This is a genomic window from Vibrio sinaloensis (assembly GCF_000808535.1).
Taxonomy (GTDB): domain Bacteria; phylum Pseudomonadota; class Gammaproteobacteria; order Enterobacterales; family Vibrionaceae; genus Vibrio; species Vibrio sinaloensis_D.
In genome coordinates, this window is the sequence record NZ_JWLV01000005.1 from 45966 (window position 1) to 65476 (window position 19511).

Consider the following 19511-nt stretch of genomic DNA (forward strand, 5'->3'; position numbering starts at 1 on the left):
AATCGTAAACCAAACTTAGACACCCTATTTTCTTAATTAAAATAAATTTATCTGATTAATTAAAATACTTTATTGCACAACCGTATAGTTTTGAGGCTATAATGAATGAACGTTCATTCATTGTGGTGTAAATCATGTCTAATAACACCCAGGTAGATAAACGCGAACAAATCCTTCACGCGGCGGAAAAGCTGATTGCAGTGTCTGGTTTTCAAGGGCTCTCAATGCAAAAGCTCGCCAATGAGGCAGGTGTGGCCGCGGGTACAATCTACCGTTATTTCTCAGATAAGGAGCACCTCCTTGATGAAGTACGTTTAATGGTTTCAAAACGCATTGCTGACGCTGTACAAGCTGGCGTCAGTGATGACATGCCTTTAAAAGAGCGCTACCGCAAAATGTGGATCAATATTTGGAATTTAGCCGCTTCAAACATTGATACCATCAGCAATCGCGCTCAATATGAGTCTTTACCCTGTGCAAACAAGCACACAACAAGAAAACTCGAGCGCGAGATGTTTTCTCAAGTCGAGCGGATGTTTGTTGAAGGTAAAGAGCAAGGGGTCTTTAAACCACTCGATAACGAAATTTTGTCAGGGCTGAGTTTTGAAGCCAGTGTTGCACTGGCTCGAAAACATGCTTTGGGATTTTACCAACTGAACGACGACGCGTTAGATGCCGCGATCGAAGCCAGTTGGGATGCAATCATTAATCACTAACTTGGAGTTCTAGTAAGAATGAAAAAGTGGACTTTCTTCATGTTGATTATCGCAATACTGCTGTTTGGCAGTGTGATAGGTGTCAACCTCTATAAGCAGCAGATGGTTGCTGACTACATGGCAAATCGCCCTGAGCCTGAGTTCCCTGTTACAGTAACAGACGTTCAGCCTGTTGATTGGGTTCCTGTCATTGAAGCGATCGGTTTCATCGAACCTAACCAAGGGGTTACGGTTGCCAACGAAACAAGCGGCGTCATCGACAAGATTTCGTTTGACTCCGGTACTCAGGTGGAAGAAGGCCAACCTTTGGTGCTGCTGGACTCTGCTGTTGAGAAAGCAAACTTGAAGAGTGCTCAAGCGAAACTGCCTGCTGCAGAAGCGAAATACAAGCGCTATCAAGGTCTGTACAAGAAAGGCTCTATCTCTAAAGAAGCGTATGACGAAGCGGAAGCTAACTACTTCTCACTTCAAGCTGATATTGAGAGCCTAAAAGCGGCGATCGATCGCCGTGAAATCAAAGCGCCGTTCGCAGGCGTGGTTGGTATCCGTAATGTGTATCTTGGTCAGTACCTTCAATCGGGTACCGATATCGTTCGCCTAGAAGACACCAGCGTGATGCGCCTTCGTTTCACAGTTCCTCAAACCGATATCTCTCGCATCAGCCTAGAGCAAGAGGTGGATATCTTCGTTGACGCTTACCCAGAAATCGCCTTTAAAGGGTCAATTTCGGCGATTGAACCTGCCGTTGATATTCAAAGCGGTCTGATCCAAGTTCAAGCAGATATTCCAAACAGCGACGGTAAACTTCGTAGCGGTATGTTCGCTCGTGCCAACATCATCCTACCTAAATTGGAAAATCAGGTCACGCTGCCACAAACGGCTATCACGTTCACGCTGTACGGTGACAATGTCTACATTGTCTCTGAGAAAGATGGCGAAAAACGGGTAACACAACAAGTAGTGAAAGTGGGCGAACGAACTCAAGATATCGCACACATTCTAGAGGGCGTTAAGCCAGGTGACGTTGTTGTTACTTCAGGCCAAGTTCGTCTAAGCAACCACGCAAAAGTTCGTGTAGTAGAAAGCGATGCAACTACTCCACCAGCTGAAACACCAATGCTGTAATTGGAGGCTTCATGCGCTTTACTGATGTTTTTATTAAACGTCCAGTTTTAGCGGTATCGATCAGCTTTTTGATTGCACTGCTTGGCTTACAAGCAGTCTTCAAGATGCAGGTTCGTGAATACCCTGAAATGACGAATACCGTTGTGACGGTCTCAACCAGTTACTACGGTGCCAGTGCAGATCTTATCCAAGGTTTTATTACTCAACCTTTGGAGCAAGCGGTCGCACAGGCTGACAACATAGATTACATGACTTCACAGTCGGTACTGGGCAAATCGACCATAACCGTCAACATGAAGTTAAATACCGATCCGAACGCCGCCTTGTCAGACATTCTGGCAAAGACAAACTCTGTTCGTTCGCAACTTCCTAAGGAAGCTGAAGACCCAACAGTGACCATGTCTACTGGCTCGACAACGGCGGTACTTTACATTGGTTTCACCAGTGATGAGCTCTCTTCAAGCCAAATAACTGACTACCTAGAGCGTGTAATTAACCCTCAACTGTTCACGGTAAACGGCGTTTCTAAAGTTGACCTTTACGGCGGCATGAAATACGCCCTGCGCATCTGGTTAGATCCAGCCAAAATGGCAGCTTTGGGCCTTACCGCGACAGATGTCATGGGTGTTCTTAATGCCAATAACTACCAGTCAGCGACAGGTCAGGCAATTGGTGAATTCGTCCTTTACAACGGCAGTGCAGACACACAAGTATCGAACGTTGATGAGCTATCAAACCTGGTCGTAAGTACCGATGACGGTGACGTTACTCGCCTGAGCGATATTGCCAAAGTGTCGCTTGAGAAGAGTCACGATGTGTACCGCGCCAGTGCAAATGGCCAAGAGGCCGTAGTAGCGGCAATTAACGCCGCGCCAAGTGCGAACCCAATCAACATCGCAGCGGATGTACTTGAGTTATTGCCTCAACTTGAGCGCAACCTACCAAGTACCATCAAGATGAACGTGATGTACGACTCAACGATCGCAATCAACGAGTCTATCAACGAAGTTGTCAAAACGATTGTTGAAGCCGCACTTATCGTACTCGTGGTAATTACCCTGTTCCTCGGATCGTTCCGCGCAGTAATCATCCCTATCGTCACTATTCCACTCTCTTTGATTGGTGTTGCGATGGTGATGCAAGCGATGGGCTTCTCATGGAACTTGATGACACTACTGGCGATGGTTCTCGCTATCGGTCTAGTCGTTGACGATGCGATCGTAGTCCTTGAAAACGTAGACCGACACATCAAATTGGGTGAATCCCCATTCCGTGCCGCCATCATTGGTACGCGTGAAATTGCGGTACCAGTTATCGCGATGACCTTAACGCTGGGTGCCGTTTATGCACCAATCGCGCTAATGGGAGGAATTACCGGTTCGCTCTTTAAAGAATTTGCCCTAACCCTAGCGGGTTCGGTATTTGTTTCAGGTATCGTGGCACTGACGTTATCACCAATGATGTGTTCGAAAATGCTGAAGGCCAATGAACAGCCAAGCAAGTTCGAGCAAAAAGTGCACCATGTTCTTGATGGCATGACCAATCGCTATGAAGGCATGCTTAAAGCGGTCATGATGCATCGTCCGGTTATGCTCGCGTTTGCTGTTATCGTATTTGCAAGCTTGCCAGTGCTATTTAAGTTCATTCCAAGTGAACTGGCACCGTCAGAAGATAAAGGCGTGGTGATGCTGATGGGTACGGCCCCATCAAATGCCAACCTAGACTTTATGCAAAACACCATGAATGACGTAAACCAAATTCTGTCAGATCAGCCAGAAGTGGCGTTTGCACAGGTGTTTACTGGTGTGCCTAGCTCAAACCAAGCGTTTGGTATTGCCTCTATGGTGCCGTGGAGTGAACGTGAAGCGAGCCAATCTGAAGTCGCAAACCGCGTGGGAGCGTTAGTTGGTAATGTACCTGGTATGGCAGTTACCGCCTTCCAGATGCCAGAGCTACCAGGCGCAGGCTCAGGCCTACCGATTCAGTTTGTTATCACTACGCCAAATGCATTTGAGAGCCTATTCTCAATCGCAACGGATGTGTTAACAGAAGTGCAATCGAGCCCAATGTTTGTCTATTCGACGCTTGATTTAAACTACGATTCGGCAACGATGAAAATCAACATCGATAAAGACAAAGCGGGTGCGTACGGTGTCACCATGCAAGACATTGGTATCACCCTAAGTACCATGATGGCAGATGGCTACGTAAACCGTATCGACCTCAATGGCCGCTCGTATGAAGTTATCCCTCAGGTCGAGCGTAAATGGCGTCTCAACCCTGAATCGATGAACAACTACTATGTGCGCAGCGCGAACGGGAAAGCCGTACCATTAGGCAGCCTGATCACTATCGATGTTGTCGCTGAGCCACGCTCACTGCCTCACTTCAACCAGCTCAACTCAGCAACGGTTGGTGCGGTACCGTCACCAGGCACGGCAATGGGTGATGCTATCGACTGGTTCGAAGGGATTGCCGTAGACAAGTTGCCTAGCGGCTACAACCATGACTACATGGGTGAGGCCCGTCAGTACGTAACCGAAGGTAGCGCGTTGTATGCCACATTTGGTTTGGCATTGGCGATCATCTTCTTAGTTCTGGCGATTCAATTTGAATCTTTGAAAGACCCGATCGTCATCATGGTATCGGTGCCGCTTGCGGTATGTGGAGCCTTAATAGCCATGGCATGGGGAGCGTTCTTCGGCACAATGACGATGAACATCTACTCGCAGGTTGGTCTGATCACCCTAGTTGGTCTGATTACTAAGCACGGTATCTTGATCTGTGAAGTCGCAAAAGAAGAGCAGCTGCACAACAAACTAGGCAGAATGGAAGCGGTAATGGAAGCGGCGAAAGTACGTCTACGTCCTATCCTAATGACCACGGCGGCGATGATCGCTGGTCTGATTCCACTGATGTATGCAAGTGGTGCAGGTGCAGCTCAGCGCTTCAGTATCGGTATTGTTATCGTTGCAGGTCTTGCGATTGGTACTCTGTTTACGCTGTTTGTACTGCCAGTGATCTACAGTTACCTAGCCGAGAAACACAAACCTCTACCGGTGTTTGTTGAAGACAAAGATCTAGAGAAGCTAGCACGCATCGATGAAGCGAAAGCTGCACAGCGTGAATTGGCAGACAACCACTAAGTGGTCGTCCAAATACTCCTAAAAGGTCACTTCGGTGACCTTTTTTATTACTGGTCTCTTTTTTACCATTGAACTAGCGACTTTCTTGCAACGTTTAAATAGAATGTAGACAAAGATATAGGAGTTTTAGTCACATGTTTGACCCAAAGAAACTAGAGCAGATTGCTAAACAGATTCATGAGTCGATGCCAACGCCAGTTAAAGAGCTTGGTGCGGACGTCGACCAAAAAGTTCGCCAAGTTATCCAAGGCCAACTAAACAAACTCGATGTTGTCAGCCGCGAAGAGTTCGATGTGCAAACTCAAGTCTTGCTACGCACTCGTCAAAAGCTGACGGAAATGGAAAAGAAACTGGCTGACCTAGAAGAAAAACTGGCTGACAAGTAACTGCTTCATGTATTGATGTTCAAAGCTCACCCTTGATGGTGAGCTTTTTTTTATTCCCAACACATCGACCAAAACAGAAAAACAAAAGGCTTGGTCAACGGAGACCAAGCCTTTTAATTAGATGTTGTGTTTTATTTTGTATTTATCACCCCAGTCTGCCTGGAGTTCTTTACTAACCTTGGTTAGTGAATTACGAAGAATTAAGTCTTCACAGCTAAGAACTTAAGTTCGCGGAGGTAACACGGAGTTTGCACGAACAAACATTGCAGTTCTTACGCAGTATTAAGGTTTCATTTCTAGGAGAAGGCGCGGAGTTTACGATAGTAAATGAGCACCTTCGACACCGAAAGGGAACCTTAAGGCAAGTAATTAGCCGCCTACCGCGATGTTCTTCATATCCGTCATGTAACCACGTAGCTCTTCACCGATGTACTCAACTGGGTGGTTACGGATAGTATCGTTTACTGCGATTAGCGTTGCGTTATCAACTTGGTTAGATGTTTCGCCTAGACCTTTACCGATTACGTCTGTACCTACTGAAGGCATAAACTTCTCACGTAGTAGCGGCGTTGCTACGTTAGCGAATAGGTAGTTACCGTATTCTGCTGTGTCTGAGATTACGACGTTCATTTCGTATAGACGCTTACGTGCTACTGTGTTTGCGATTAGTGGTAGCTCGTGTAGTGATTCGTAGTACGCTGACTCATCGATGATGCCTGATGCAGTCATTGCTTCGAATGCTAGTTCAACACCAGCTCGAACCATTGCAACCATCAAAATACCGTTGTCGAAATACTCTTGCTCAGAGATTTCTACGTCGCCTGCTGGGTAGTTTTCGAATGCTGTTTCGCCAGTCTCTGCACGCCAGCCTAGTAGGTTTGCGTCATCGTTCGCCCAGTCAGCCATCATAGTACGAGAGAATTCACCCGTGATGATGTCATCCATGTGCTTGTTGTAAAGCGGACGCATTAGCTCTTTTAGCTCTTCAGAAAGCTCAAATGCTTTGATTTTCGCAGGGTTAGATAGACGGTCCATCATGTGCGTGATGCCACCAAATTTCAGTGCTTCAGTGATGGTTTCCCAACCGTACTGAAGTAGCTTACCTGCGTAGCTTGGGTCGATGCCGTCAGCAACCATCTTCTCGTAAGAAACAATAGAACCCGCTTGTAGCATGCCACATAGAATAGTTTGCTCACCCATTAGGTCAGATTTAACTTCTGCTACGAATGAAGATTCTAGACAACCTGCGCGGTGGCCACCTGTACCTGCCGCCCATGCTTTGGCGATATCCCAACCTTCACCTTTTGGATCGTTCTCTGGGTGAACAGCGATTAGCGTTGGAACGCCGAAGCCACGCTTGTACTCTTCACGTACTTCTGTACCAGGACACTTAGGTGCAACCATGACAACCGTTAGGTCTTTACGGATTTGCATGCCTTCTTCAACCACGTTGAAGCCGTGTGAGTAACCCAGTGCTGCGCCTTCTTTCATTAGCGGCATAACCGTTTCTACAACGTTAGTGTGCTGCTTGTCTGGCGTTAGGTTGATCACTAGGTCTGCTTCAGGGATAAGGTTCTCGTAGCTGCCGACTTCAAAACCGTTCTCTTTAGCGTTTTTGTAAGATTGACGCTGTTCGTCAATCGCTGCCTGACGTAGTGCGTAGGCTACGTTTAGGCCAGAATCACGCATGTTTAGACCTTGGTTTAGGCCTTGAGCACCACAACCAACAATAACGACTTTCTTACCTTTTAGGTAATCCGCTTCAGTTGCGAATTCGCTGCGGTCCATAAAACGACAACGACCTAATTGGTCTAGTTGCTCGCGTAGGTTTAAAGTATTGAAATAGTTAGCCATCTGGGCGCTCCTTAAAGAATTTTTCCATTGAGGTCGGTCGTTTTCTTACCGAATGCGTTCATACTAATTCAGGAACTTTGTTGCTTAAAGTGATATATTCACAATTAGTAATTGCAATAAATGCAACAAGGATATAACCAATTTATGAACATTAAATGTCTGCAACTGTTCATTCATCTGTGTGATAGTAAGAGCTTTGCGAAAACCGCTTCAGCGATGCATATCAGCCCATCAGCGCTCAGTAGACAAATACAAAAGCTCGAAAGCGACACCAATCAAATCTTGTTTGTGCGTGACAACCGCAGTGTTGAGCTTACTCCGGCCGCCAAGAAGCTGCTGCCCGTGGCACTCAACATTGTTAGCGAATGGCAGAATTACAATGCTCAGTTGAATGGCCATGAAGAGGAATTAAAAGGTGAGATCCGCTTGTTTTGCTCGGTGACCGCCAGTTATAGCCACCTTCCAGAGCTGCTGTCTGAGTTTCGCCTCCAGCACCCTTTTATTGAATTTAAACTGTCGACTGGCGACCCTGCGCAAGCCATAGAGAAAGTTCTGGCAGACGAAGCGGATATCGCAATCTCAGCCAAACCTGAACAGCTCCCAGCACGAATCGAGTTCGAAACCATCAGTGAAATTCCGCTTTCGGTTATCGCCCCAGTTGGTGTAAGCAACTTCGCCCAAGAACTGCAAAAAGAGAGCCCAGATTGGTCAGTGATCCCTTTCATTGTTCCTGAGTCAGGCACGGCCAGAGAGCGCGCCAACACTTGGTTTAAAGCAATGAAGATCAAACCCAACATTTACGCTCAAGTCTCAGGACATGAAGCAATCGCGAGTATGGTGGCACTGGGCTGTGGCGTGGGCATTGCTCCCGATGTGGTGATTAACAACAGCCCCGTCAAAGAGAAGATTCAGCGGCTAAAAGTCGCCTCCATTAAACCATTTAGGTTAGGCGTATGTTGTAAGCGCTCGCAGTTGGACAACCCACTCGTCAAGGCGCTGTGGGATATAGCGCAGAATACTTATATCGCCCACTAGCCTTGCATCAGATACAACAAAGCCACCGCTTTTTCAGGTATAGAAAACACGGTGGCTTCAAACTTTTGTAGTTTTCGAATACGAAGAAAAATTAGATAACGCGAGAAAACTGCTGCTGACGCGCCTTCGCTCTTAAATACTTATCGAAACACATACAGATGTTACGAATCAGCAAACGGCCACGCAATGTCACGCGAACTTCTTTACCATCGACTTCAACCAACTCATCGTTGATAAATGTCTGAAGCAGCTCTAAGTCTTCTTTAAAGTAGTCGTTAAATGTCACGTCAAACTCCGACTCTATCGCCGTTTTGTCGAGTTTAAAGTTACAAATAAGCTGTTTAATCACCTCACGACGCAGTAAGTCATCACTATCCAGTGCGACCCCTTTCCATAATGCATGGCGCTGGTCACTCACTTGCGCGTAGTACTTTTTCAGCTCTTTTTGGTTCTGGGCGTAAGCATCACCAATCATTGAAATCGCAGAGACACCGAACCCAACAAGATCGGCTTCACCTTGAGTCGTGTAACCTTGGAAATTGCGATGAAGCACCCCTTCACGCTGAGCCACCGCCAGCTCATCATCCGGCTGAGCAAAGTGATCCATACCGATAAACTGGTAGCCAGCATCGGTGAGGGTTGCGATAGTATCTTGCAGAATCGCCATCTTCTCTTCGGCGACCGGCAGGTCTTCATCTTTAATCTTACGCTGCGCCGCAAACAGTTGGGGCATGTGAGCGTAGTTAAACACGGACAATCGACCCGGCTGCATCTCTAGCACTTGTTTTAGCGTCTCGGCAAAGGAGTCTTTGGTTTGCTTTGGCAATCCGTAGATTAAATCGAGATTGGTTGAACGAAAACCTAGCTCTTTCGCGCGGGCAACCATAGCAAAAATGAACGCTTCATCTTGTTCACGGTTGACCAGTTTTTGGACTTCTTTATTGAAGTCTTGCACACCAATGCTCAAGCGGTTAAACCCTTCGCCGCGCAGGTGATCAAGCATGTCCAACTCGATTTCACGTGGGTCTACCTCAATGCTGATTTCAGCATCGCCTTCGAAGCAGAACTCTCCACGAAGAATGGCCATCAGACGACTAATTTGCGCTTTGGTTAAGAAAGTTGGCGTACCACCACCAAAGTGCAGTTGAGTAACTTTACGCTCTTGAAGCAAAGCCGCTCGAGTGCGGATCTCAAGTTCCAACACGTCAAGATACTCATCTGCTTTGTGGGCATGGCGCGTAATCACTTTATTACAGCCACAGTAGTAGCAAAGCTTGTGACAGAACGGAATGTGAATGTACAGCGAAAGCGGACGCTCAGGGTACTGTGTACAAGCCATGTCGTAATCCGAAACCGTAAAGGCTTCATGAAACTCGAGTGCTGTTGGGTAAGAGGTATAGCGAGGACCAGAGTAGTTGTACTTATCCAGTATGGCTTGATCCCAGACAATTTGTTGGCTTGCGACGACAGGCTGCGACATGTTGGTTTTTCCGTTTGGGCTGTAATGCTTAACTTATAATTAGCAGGCTATTTTGCCACACCTCAGTGAAACTGGCGGAAAGGCTGGCTGCTTTTTGAGTAGCAATACTCAGAATTGATAACTCGATCACTACCCATTAAGTGTAAGCGATCGAGTGATAGTTGCATCGACCTAGATCATTTGGATGTTGATCTGGTTGTTGAGAGGTTGAACCTTTTTCTGCAGTCGCTTGAGCTCTTCAATGATCGCATCTTGTAGACGCGTTTCGGCTTTATGGCGTTCAAGGTTTTGTTTCATGCGCTCTTTCTTAACCAAGTTCTGGCGTTCTTCACCACGAGCCATATCTTTTACGATATGGAACAGTTCGGATGTCGCTGGATACTCGGCGTCAAAATCGACTCTATCGTCACCTTGAACGTAATCCATGATGTTGTACAGGCGAATACTGATTTCCGATAAATCACATTGGCCTTGAATACCCGCCAAACAAAGCACGTGAACACTTTCAAAGATGTTCGCGTTTCGCTTTTCAATGGCTAGCTTTTGGTGCTGCAGTTGCAACTCCTTTTGCTTCTTAAGCTGGAGCAGAAGGTAACCTGCATATGAGGCTAAGCCGAGGATAATCGCTCCACCTGCAATGGCTAATAAGGTTACATTCATCGCTTACTTATCCTTTAAATTGGTCTAGATCCAAGTCTTCAAACTGTGAAAGTAGGTCGTCATCAGACCCTAGTTCACGACTCAACGTTTTCTCAGTGTGCTCTTCTTGCTCTGACTCATCTTCATCGTAGATGCCAAGCTGTTTCATCAGAACTTCAATGCGCGCCAGTTTCTCATCTACGTACTTCTGTAGACCTGAACCTAGGCTTTCACCTTCTTCAATACGGTCTAGCAACACATTAAGCTGCGCATCGTTTTCTAGCATTGCAAGCTCTTGCTCTGCGCTTAAACGACGTTCCGCTTTGCTTTGTTTCTTCTGCGGCTCAACCACAAGTGGAATTTTCTTTTTGCTGCCTAAACGCGGATCACGCTTCTGCCCTGTTGTCTGTTGCTTACTTGCTTTAGCTTCAGAGTTACGGCCACCTGTTTTTAGGCCTTTGCGCTTTTTATCTTTTTTACGCAGACGTCCTTCAACATCTGATTGAGTGCGATTACGAACGACAACAACGTCGCCATTACCGCCAGATCTTACTTTTTTACTACGGCTCATTACTGGGCTTTCCTCAGTAAAATTACATCATTACCAATAAATTCAAGCTCGAGCTGATCCCGCTCTGCCAAATATTGAAACGTTTTACGACTGAAAAACACCACATGGGTCAGATCGTTTTTGTAATGCCAAGAGGCAAATGCTTCAACATCAATGACCATTTTGGTCATAAGACCAATCCAGCCACCAGGCTTAACCAAATTTAACCATTGCTGCCACACCAAGTTCGGCGTATAGAGGTGCTCGATCACTTCGGTAGCAGTCATAAAATCATACGACTCTGCTAGCACCAATTTATCTGGGTGATAGTAGATATCGTAAAGACTCATGGTGTGTCCTTGCTCTTCCAACATTAAAGATAATGTTGGGCCAGGGCCACAGCCAAAATCGATCCCGTGAGAGTTAGGTTCAATACGCTCTAATATGGGGTCTGCAACCCGAGATAAAAAGCGTCGGTAGCCTTCATCTTGTGGGTTGTTTTCATGCATATCATAGTGCGCTTTTTCTTGTTCTTCATCCAAACGCTGGTCTGGATTAACGAACACCAGTTCACATTGCAAGCACTGAAGATATTCTCGGCGCTTATCTTGAAAATAGCGCTTAGTCTCTGGGCTTTGGCAAAGGGGGCAATTATGCATAGCGTCTGCGTTGACTCATCCTCAAACGGGATGCGAAACATACCAGAAACTGGCGTTAGAGTGGAGCACTATTGTGCAAATAATCATCGATTCATTGAAATTAAGAGATAAAAAAAGCGATAGGGTTAACTATCGCTTTCTAAATGCCTTGCGGCCAAACTGTGTGGTACTGATTTCAGTACACCAATATTCCGTTTGTTTTTGGTGCTTTCCCTGCCAAAAATGTTGTTTGCCACCATCCTGGTGAGTTTTGGCTTTCCTTTTACTTCCTGCTACCTGGGTTAGTCCTTAACCTGATCCGTTTCACTGTCTTAAACCATTAGACAAATTGACCATCCCTATCCAGTAGGCTTCCTACCTACCCTGCATCCTGCTGATCACCCAGCAATCCTAGCTTGCGTCCTTGGAGACCTCCTGGTCTGAAATCCTTACTCAGCTCCCTGCCGATAAGTACACTCTACCGCTTTCCTCTCACTGCGCAATTAGCTGGGAGAAATAAATCGAGATAATTTTTAGCCTCTTTCATTACTCCATAATTTTCAATTACTTATTTTTAATGGGTGGATATTGATGGACGCAAGTATGGCAAATATCTCACACAGCACTGAGAAACAAGCAGTGACAAGGCACAAACTAAGAAGTGAGCTCTATCACACGAAAAAGCCCAGAGACAATCTCTGGGCTTTTTCAATACAACTTTGCGCTCGAACAAATGATAGGGCTTAGTGTAGGCCGCCAACGTATTTAGAAAGAGTATCGATATCTTCGTCCGTCAGCTTCTTCGCAATATCACGCATCATCGCGTTCATATCGTTGTTGCGAGAGCCATCACGGAACTTCTCTAACTGAGCTTTAATGTAGTCAGCATGCTGGCCAGAAATCTTAGGGAAGCCAGAAAGCTCTGTGCCGTTACCACGAGGGCCATGACAAGCAATACACGCTGTTAGACCACGCTCAGCATCACCCGCGGTGTAAAGTGCTTTACCCGCATCGACAACATTTTCAGGTGTTGTATTGTGTGAGATCGGAAGCGACGCATAGTAAGCCGCTAGGTCTTTCATATCTTGCTCTGATAGCGGCATTGCCATACCACTCATCACAGGATCCATACGACCTTGCTTTCCATTGCTAGTCATACCCAACTTGAATTCTTTCAGCTGCTTTTCAATATATTTAGCATGCTGACCTGCAAGTTTAGGGTACATAGCGAGTTGACTGTTGCCATCAGCACCATGGCAGGCAACACAGGTTTGGGATTTTGCTTTACCAGCTTCAATACTGCCTTGGGCCCATACAGAGCAGCTGGCTAAAAGACTCAAGATTAGCGCTAATTTCTTCATGACATTCCATTATAATTATCAAGCTTCCAGTACCACTTGCTGTTGCCAGTCGTGATACAATAGGCGACCTTATGCCGAGCACGGTTATTTTACACAATTTCACAAAAAAGTAATCAATCGACTACACAAAGTCGAGATGGAGTTAACAGTGAGCGTAAAAATTCATTATCAAAACACGCATTTCATCACGAGTGCGCCGGATATCCGCGCCTTGCCAGCAGATGAAGGTATCGAAGTTGCGTTTGCAGGTCGCTCCAATGCGGGCAAATCCAGCTCCCTAAACCGATTGACCAATCAGCGTAGTCTGGCAAAAACCAGTAAAACACCTGGCCGTACACAATTAATTAACCTTTTTAAGGTGACCGACGGTTGCCACATCGTCGACTTACCGGGTTACGGCTTTGCTCAAGTGCCATTAGAAATGAAGAAAAAATGGCAAAAGTCACTGGGTGAATACCTACAAAAACGCCAAAGCTTGAAAGGTCTCGTGGTGTTGATGGATATCCGTCACCCGATGAAAGACCTCGACCAACAGCTTATCTTCTGGGCGGTAGACAGCGGCATTCCTGTACAAGTTCTGCTGACCAAAGCAGACAAGCTCAAGAGCGGTGCACGCAAAGCACAAGTGTTGAAGATTAAGAAAGATGCCGTTGGGTTTGGTGGTGATGTAAGCGTTGCAGCGTTTTCTTCACTCAAAGGGATTGGTGTTGACACACTACGAAACAAACTTGATGAGTGGTTTGCGCCGGCGCTGGCGGATGCAATCACAGATGACATCATCGACGAAGAGAATCAGGATAATCAAGACGACTAGCCTGACAAAATAGCACTTGAAGCCCTGCCACCTTGGCGGGGCTTTTTGTTACGGGCATAAAAAACCCCGCCTTTAGGCGGGGCAACGGGAGAGAATATAGATAGGTAATAATTATTGTGTGCTGATAATCATCGATACCTGTCGACAATGCAATTCTGATTTTAGTGAGGATTTCGAAGCAATCCCTTCCCCCACAAGAAAACAAGTTATTGTTTTATAATAACTTAGACAGCCTAAAGTGAAATCTGGCACATCAAGCCGCCCGTTAGTTTCCTAACAAAAATAACCAAAGTGTGATTGGTATTTATTTACAAACGTTGTGAAAATTACAGACAGAGGGGTCTAAGCTGAGTGGCGTTTGGAGGATATAAACTGAGTGGATATAGGCGTTTTTAGTGCGGGTTGTGACGTTTTACTCGCATGAGCTGACTTTTTCTTTGCCACAATAAAAAACGCCCCAGTCAAAAGCTGACTGGGGCGGCTGAATCAGCCTAATCCAATAACGTGAAACAAAAGGTCTGAAAGATAGAACATCTTACCTCTGTACCCTACGCCGATTAATGTACAACATTTGGTCAGAAATGAAAACAATTTTTGTAAGTTTTTTTCATGAAAATTTTGTTAAATAACATTTAGGCCAAACTTACCCCTACTTATTTATTGATAAAAAAAAGCCAGCGTTTGTGCGCTGGCTCATGTTATTTACCCAATTTAGACTATTTTGTGTCTAGTGTGCCTGATCCCAGTTGTCACCATGACCCGCTTCAGCCACTAACGGTACATCGAGTGTCGCTGCAGACTCCATCAATTGTTGTACTTTACTTTCAATTTCGGTCAAAGCTGACTCCTGAACTTCAAATACCAATTCATCGTGTACTTGCATCAGTAGTTTAACGCGACCATCACCTTCCGCCTGAATCCACTCATCGACAAGCAGCATCGCTTTTTTGATGATATCAGCAGCAGTGCCTTGCATCGGTGCGTTGATCGCGGCACGTTCTGCCGCTTTTCGGCGCATCCCATTGCGAGACTTGATTTCAGGAAGGTGTAAACGGCGACCAAATATCGTTTCTACGTAACCTTGCTCAGCTGCGGCACTGCGAGTGTCTTCCATATACTGCATGACACCAGGGTAGCGTTCAAAGTAGGTGTTCATGTAGTCCTGAGCTTCACCGCGAGGAATCCCTAACTGTTTTGCGAGACCAAACGCACTCATACCGTAGATAAGACCAAAGTTGACTGCTTTCGCTCGGCGACGCTGCTCTGAGCTGACTTGGTCGATGGTTGTTCCCATAATTTCTGCCGCCGTCGCAGCGTGGATATCTTTGCCTTGTTGGAAAGCATCCAACAGCGCTTTGTCACCCGACAGGTGCGCCATAATACGAAGTTCAATCTGTGAATAGTCGACCGCCATGATCTTGTAACCATGCGGTGCAATAAATGCTTGGCGGATACGACGACCTTCATCATTTCGAATAGGGATATTCTGCAAGTTTGGATCGGTCGAAGATAAACGCCCTGTCGCTGTCACTGCTTGATGATAAGAGGTGTGCACTCGACCCGTCTCTGGGTTAATCATCTTCGGCAACTTATCGGTGTAAGTCGATTTCAGTTTGGCTAAACCACGATATTCAAGGATCAGTTTTGGTAATGGATAGTCCAACGCCAACTCTTGCAGCACTTCTTCATTGGTTGAAGGCGTGCCTGATGGCGTCTTCTTAATAACAGGCAGACCCATCTTATCGAATAGTAACGCTTGCAGTTGCTTAGGTGAGTTCATGTTGAACTCTTGCTCAGCAATTTCATACGCTTTCTGCTCGAGTTCGTCTAGGCGTTGTGCAATCTCTTGCGACTGAGCCGCGAGCTTCATATCATCGATCAAGACGCCAGTGCGCTCAATGCGTGATAGCACTGGGACAAGCGGCACTTCTATCTCTTCATAAATCGCTTTCAACTGCTCATCTTTTTCGATATTTGCCATGAGGCGGTTGTGCAAGCGTAATGTTACGTCCGCATCTTCCGCCGCATACGGTGAGGCTTGATCAAGTTCAATTTGGTTGAATGTGAGCTGTTTCTTGCCTTTACCCGCGATTTGTTCAAACGAGATGCAACTGTGCTGAAGAAAGCGCAGGGCTAAGCTGTCCATGTCATGCTTACCACCGACACTATTGTAAACGTAGGAAGCGAGCATGGTGTCATGCTTGATGCCCTTCATTTCAATGCCATAACGTGCCAACACGCTTGCGTCATACTTTAAGTTTTGACCAACTTTCGCTTGGGTATCATCTTCCAAGATAGGTTTCAGCTGTGCCAATACCCAATCACGATCAAGTTGTTGAGGCGCATCTAGGTAGTCATGAGCAACCGGTACATATGCCGCGACACCTTCTTCTGTGGCAAACGACAGACCAACCAGATTAGCAACCATATAGTCTAGGCTGTCTGTCTCGGTATCAAATGCAAAGACATCGGCGGCTTTTAACTTCTCAAGCCAAGTGTTAAATGTGGCTTCATCTAAGATGGTTTCGTATTGGCTGCGATCAATGGTGACAGCGGAAGTATCCATCTCAACCGTACTAGTACTCTTCGCTGAAGAAGCAGCTGCACCAGACTTTTCATCAGCTTCTACAACACCCGAACCACCATCAAGCAGCTCGTTCAGCCATGACTTAAACACAAGCTGGCCGTAAAGCTTGATCAGCTCATCTTTATTCGGCTCATTTTTTAGCAAAGATTCTGGCGTTTCTTCGAGTTCCACATCCAGTTTGATAGTTGCCAACTCATAAGACAGCATGGCGTTGTCTTTGTTATCAAGCAGTTTTTTCGCCATGGTCTTTGAGCCACGGAATCCAAGTGGCGCGATATCATCAAGGTTCTCATACAGCTTTTCGAGACTACCAATACCTTGAAGGAGCGCTTTTGCGGTTTTATCACCCACCCCCGGAACGCCAGGAATGTTATCGACCTTATCTCCCATCAACGCGAGGTAGTCGATGATCAATTCTGGTGGAATGCCAAATTTTTCCACCACTCCATCACGATCCATCACAACGTTGGTCATGGTGTTGATCAAGGTAACGTTGTCATCCACGAGCTGTGCCATGTCCTTATCACCCGTACTGATCAAAACAGGCATACCCGCTTGCGACGCCTGATACGCTAACGTGCCGATCACGTCATCGGCTTCTACACCTGGCACACAGATAAGTGGCAAGCCCATTGCGCGAATCACATTGTGCAGCGGCTCAATTTGGCAGCGAAGATCATCTGGCATTGGTGGTCGATTGGCTTTGTACTCTGGATACATATCATCGCGGAAGGTTTTGCCTTTCGCATCAAAGACCACTGCCATTCGATCTGAAGAGAATTGACGCATCATGCTACGCAGCATATTCACTACACCATAAACGGCGTTTGTCGGAATATCTCCGTTGCTCATGGTTTCTGGGTAAGCATGAAACGCACGATATAAGTAGGAAGAACCATCGATCAGAATCAATGGGTTATCAGGAATATTAGCCATAGTCTTTACGTATCCAAAGAAAATGCAGAAAGATCTGCCTAGGATGCCATGACTGTCGCGGTGAATCCATTTTAACTCTCTCGAGCCCATTCACACATTTGTCGATTCTTTTACCAACGGAATGACTTGCTTGTGGATAACTCTGTTTATATTATTTATCCACAAGATATAAAAAACGCTTTCACTCCATGAAATTCAAGACTAAGTGTTTGTAATTTAAAGATGTATTATTCGATCGATCATCTAGAGATCGATCGAATTACGATCCTTGACTGTGGAAAAGGCTGCTGGTGTCCTTTTGTTCACTCTGAATGACAGGCATAAAAAAAGCGACATCGTATGATGTCGCCTAGCAAAAAGGGGTCAAAGCGAAATTAGGTGAATAAAGTGCTTTGCCATAAAGCTATAAATTACACTGGAAGCAATGTGAGCAATGTCGTGTCAAAAAGAACTCGTGCAAGTTCGATTAAGTTCAGTGTCATCACCGTCTCCAATTTGAATCTGGTAACTCAACGTCCTTGTGAACTTCTCTCATTCCCTAAGACGAGATAAATAATAACCATTCTCATTTAAGCCGTCAACACCTAAATGAGAAAAAATCTCATTTAATTTTTATGACTGGTTTTGAGTACTTTTACAAAGTGAATGCGACTCTCTAGCAGTGGCTCTCTTGCTTCATAGTTTTCTATCAAGTAACCATTTTTGATCAACAGCCTCAGCATTGAAGGAAACTGATTACGAGATTTTACCTTAAGGTATTGATAGCCCTGCTCTGCCACCTAGTCTTCCTGTATTTCAAGGAGCCGCTGTGCGACTCCCTTATTTCGAGCAAGTGATGAGACGCCACCAAACCAACTGTAGAATGTTTGGCTGTCCAATTGATAGCCAATCTTAAATCCGAGTAACTGCTCACCCTCTTCGGCCACTTGGACTAAAAACCGCGGCTTATCACGAAGTCGCGCAGATAAACTTTCAACGGTTTCTTTGTGTACAAACTCGGTGATCTGTTCCACCACTTGTACGCACTCTTCCAGCGTACCCTCACGATAGATAATGGTCACGATGCCCCTCCAAAACTAAAAAAGGCTGACAATTGCCAGCCTTTGAAATCAATGATCGGTGTTTATTTTTGCTCGTTTTTCAAAAACGTTGCGGCTTGTGCATTTTCTTCAGCTAGCCACTCAGCGACGTCTTTGGCAAAGTAGGTTAAGATCCCGTCTGCGCCCGCTCGCTTAAAGCAAAGCAGAGATTCCATCACGGTATCGCGCTCTTTTAACCAGCCATTAGCAAACGCGGCTTTATGCATCGCGTACTCACCGGATACTTGATAAGCAAACGTCGGCACTTGCAACTCTGATTTGACACGGCGAACCACATCTAGGTATGGCATGCCCGGCTTGACCATGACCATATCCGCACCTTCATTGATGTCCATCGCCACTTCGTGAATCGCTTCGTCACTGTTCGCAGGATCCATTTGGTAGTTCTTCTTGTTACCACCTTTTAGGTTACTAGCACTGCCGACCGCATCACGGAACGGACCGTAGTAACAAGAGGCATACTTCGCTGAGTAAGCCATGATTTGGGTATTGATATGGCCTGCGTTCTCGAGTGCTTCACGGATTGCACCAATGCGACCGTCCATCATATCTGAAGGCGCAACCACATCGGCCCCTGCTTCAGCGTGAGACAGCGCTTGTTTAACCAGAACCTTAGTCGTTTCATCATTTAGAACGTAGCCATCTTCATCAATGATGCCGTCTTGGCCGTGTGTGGTAAATGGATCCAGCGCGATATCTGTAATCACTCCAATTTCAGGCACATGCTCTTTCAGCGAACGAACTGCACGTTGAACCAAGCCCTCAGGGTTGTATGCTTCCGCCGCACAAAGGCTCTTCGCATCTTGGTTTACCACAGGAAACAGAGCAATTGCAGGCACACCCAGCTGAGCAAGGTATTGTGCTTCTTCCAACATTAGGTCGATAGACAAACGCTCTACACCCGGCATTGACTCCACAGTTTCACGTCGATCTTTGCCCATCAAAATAAACATAGGGTAAATCAGATCACTCACCGATAATTGGTTTTCCGCCATAAGGCGACGGCTAAAGTCATGCTTACGCATACGGCGCATACGACGGCCAGGGAACTGACCTTGAATAGAAACTGACACTCTGTTCTCCTTGTATGGTGAAAGTGCTTGATTCGCATCATATCACTCCAAACTTGAGACGCCAGAGCAAG

At 46.0% G+C, this 19511-nt stretch carries 14 protein-coding genes and 1 pseudogene; 6 read left to right on the forward strand and 9 right to left on the reverse strand.

The genetic code is table 11. The features are described from left to right. Positions 1–134 precede the first annotated feature (134 nt). The 4 genes from RJ47_RS04445 (at position 135) to ubiK (ending at position 5373) form a co-directional block, all read left to right on the forward strand. A complete protein-coding gene (locus RJ47_RS04445; protein WP_038139803.1) occupies positions 135–716 on the forward strand; it encodes a TetR/AcrR family transcriptional regulator in 582 nt (193 codons plus the stop codon). An 18-nt stretch (positions 717–734) separates the two neighbouring features. Continuing rightward, positions 735–1841: an efflux RND transporter periplasmic adaptor subunit gene (locus tag RJ47_RS04450; protein ID WP_039481853.1), complete on the forward strand. Its 1107-nt coding sequence runs from the start codon at positions 735–737 to the stop codon at positions 1839–1841. A gap of 11 nt (positions 1842–1852) precedes the next feature. Further along, positions 1853–4987 (forward strand): multidrug efflux RND transporter permease subunit, encoded by a 3135-nt coding sequence (locus tag RJ47_RS04455; RefSeq protein WP_039481855.1) that lies wholly within the window; start codon positions 1853–1855, stop codon positions 4985–4987. A gap of 134 nt (positions 4988–5121) precedes the next feature. Further along, the gene (gene ubiK / locus RJ47_RS04460) at positions 5122–5373 is read left to right on the forward strand and encodes a ubiquinone biosynthesis accessory factor UbiK (protein WP_038139805.1); all 252 of its coding nucleotides are present in this window, start codon (positions 5122–5124) and stop codon (positions 5371–5373) included. Between the two features lie 369 nt (positions 5374–5742). Here the strand turns inward: ubiK and ilvC are convergent, their stop codons facing one another. Continuing rightward, the gene (gene ilvC / locus RJ47_RS04465; RefSeq protein WP_005474476.1) at positions 5743–7227 is read right to left on the reverse strand and encodes a ketol-acid reductoisomerase; all 1485 of its coding nucleotides are present in this window, start codon (positions 7225–7227) and stop codon (positions 5743–5745) included. Positions 7228–7371: 144 nt separating this feature from the next. Here ilvC and ilvY point away from each other — a divergent pair, with 144 nt between their 5' ends. Then, the gene (ilvY, locus tag RJ47_RS04470; protein WP_039481860.1) at positions 7372–8262 is read left to right on the forward strand and encodes an HTH-type transcriptional activator IlvY; all 891 of its coding nucleotides are present in this window, start codon (positions 7372–7374) and stop codon (positions 8260–8262) included. Between the two features lie 91 nt (positions 8263–8353). Here ilvY and hemN read toward each other — a convergent pair whose 3' ends face one another. From hemN to RJ47_RS04495, 5 genes are all read right to left on the reverse strand, one after another. After that, positions 8354–9742 carry an oxygen-independent coproporphyrinogen III oxidase gene (hemN, locus tag RJ47_RS04475; RefSeq protein ID WP_039481862.1) on the reverse strand — a complete coding sequence of 463 codons (1389 nt, stop codon included), beginning with the start codon at positions 9740–9742 and terminating at the stop codon, positions 8354–8356. Positions 9743–9913: 171 nt separating this feature from the next. Beyond that, complete coding sequence (locus RJ47_RS04480; protein WP_005474481.1) at positions 9914–10402, reverse strand: DUF2489 domain-containing protein; 489 nt, start codon at positions 10400–10402, stop codon at positions 9914–9916. 7 nt (positions 10403–10409) lie between these two features. Then, positions 10410–10952, reverse strand: a complete 543-nt coding sequence (gene yihI, locus RJ47_RS04485; RefSeq protein WP_039481865.1) for a Der GTPase-activating protein YihI — start codon at positions 10950–10952, stop codon at positions 10410–10412. Continuing rightward, positions 10952–11590: a class I SAM-dependent methyltransferase gene (locus tag RJ47_RS04490; protein ID WP_039481868.1), complete on the reverse strand. Its 639-nt coding sequence runs from the start codon at positions 11588–11590 to the stop codon at positions 10952–10954. Before RJ47_RS04490 ends, yihI begins: the two co-directional genes overlap by 1 nt. Before the next feature lie 722 nt (positions 11591–12312). Further along, positions 12313–12930: a c-type cytochrome gene (locus RJ47_RS04495; RefSeq protein ID WP_005474466.1), complete on the reverse strand. Its 618-nt coding sequence runs from the start codon at positions 12928–12930 to the stop codon at positions 12313–12315. A gap of 148 nt (positions 12931–13078) precedes the next feature. Between RJ47_RS04495 and yihA the strand changes: the two genes are divergently transcribed. Continuing rightward, positions 13079–13744 (forward strand): ribosome biogenesis GTP-binding protein YihA/YsxC, encoded by a 666-nt coding sequence (gene yihA / locus RJ47_RS04500; RefSeq protein ID WP_038139811.1) that lies wholly within the window; start codon positions 13079–13081, stop codon positions 13742–13744. 727 nt (positions 13745–14471) lie between these two features. On the opposite strand, the gene polA is transcribed toward yihA, so the two are convergent. The 3 genes and pseudogenes from polA to hemB form a co-directional block, all read right to left on the reverse strand. Further along, the gene (gene polA / locus RJ47_RS04505) at positions 14472–17267 is read right to left on the reverse strand and encodes a DNA polymerase I (RefSeq protein ID WP_039481870.1); all 2796 of its coding nucleotides are present in this window, start codon (positions 17265–17267) and stop codon (positions 14472–14474) included. 605 nt (positions 17268–17872) lie between these two features. Then, positions 17873–18322, reverse strand: a pseudogene (locus tag RJ47_RS04510) (GNAT family N-acetyltransferase). Positions 18323–18390: 68 nt separating this feature from the next. Continuing rightward, positions 18391–19440, reverse strand: a complete 1050-nt coding sequence (gene hemB / locus RJ47_RS04515) for a porphobilinogen synthase (protein ID WP_039481873.1) — start codon at positions 19438–19440, stop codon at positions 18391–18393. Positions 19441–19511: the final 71 nt, after the last annotated feature.

What these genes read in the sequence shown, in the direction of transcription:
- ilvC (WP_005474476.1), bottom strand. Translation starts at nt 7,227, where the DNA reads ATGGCTAACTATTTCAATACTTTAAACCTACGCGAGCAACTAGACCAA.
- RJ47_RS04445 (WP_038139803.1), top strand. Translation starts at nt 135, where the DNA reads ATGTCTAATAACACCCAGGTAGATAAACGCGAACAAATCCTTCACGCG.
- ilvY (WP_039481860.1), top strand. Translation starts at nt 7,372, where the DNA reads ATGAACATTAAATGTCTGCAACTGTTCATTCATCTGTGTGATAGTAAG.
- RJ47_RS04480 (WP_005474481.1), bottom strand. Translation starts at nt 10,402, where the DNA reads ATGAATGTAACCTTATTAGCCATTGCAGGTGGAGCGATTATCCTCGGC.
- RJ47_RS04450 (WP_039481853.1), top strand. Translation starts at nt 735, where the DNA reads ATGAAAAAGTGGACTTTCTTCATGTTGATTATCGCAATACTGCTGTTT.
- RJ47_RS04455 (WP_039481855.1), top strand. Translation starts at nt 1,853, where the DNA reads ATGCGCTTTACTGATGTTTTTATTAAACGTCCAGTTTTAGCGGTATCG.
- yihI (WP_039481865.1), bottom strand. Translation starts at nt 10,952, where the DNA reads ATGAGCCGTAGTAAAAAAGTAAGATCTGGCGGTAATGGCGACGTTGTT.
- ubiK (WP_038139805.1), top strand. Translation starts at nt 5,122, where the DNA reads ATGTTTGACCCAAAGAAACTAGAGCAGATTGCTAAACAGATTCATGAG.
- hemN (WP_039481862.1), bottom strand. Translation starts at nt 9,742, where the DNA reads ATGTCGCAGCCTGTCGTCGCAAGCCAACAAATTGTCTGGGATCAAGCC.
- polA (WP_039481870.1), bottom strand. Translation starts at nt 17,267, where the DNA reads ATGGCTAATATTCCTGATAACCCATTGATTCTGATCGATGGTTCTTCC.
- RJ47_RS04490 (WP_039481868.1), bottom strand. Translation starts at nt 11,590, where the DNA reads ATGCATAATTGCCCCCTTTGCCAAAGCCCAGAGACTAAGCGCTATTTT.
- RJ47_RS04495 (WP_005474466.1), bottom strand. Translation starts at nt 12,930, where the DNA reads ATGAAGAAATTAGCGCTAATCTTGAGTCTTTTAGCCAGCTGCTCTGTA.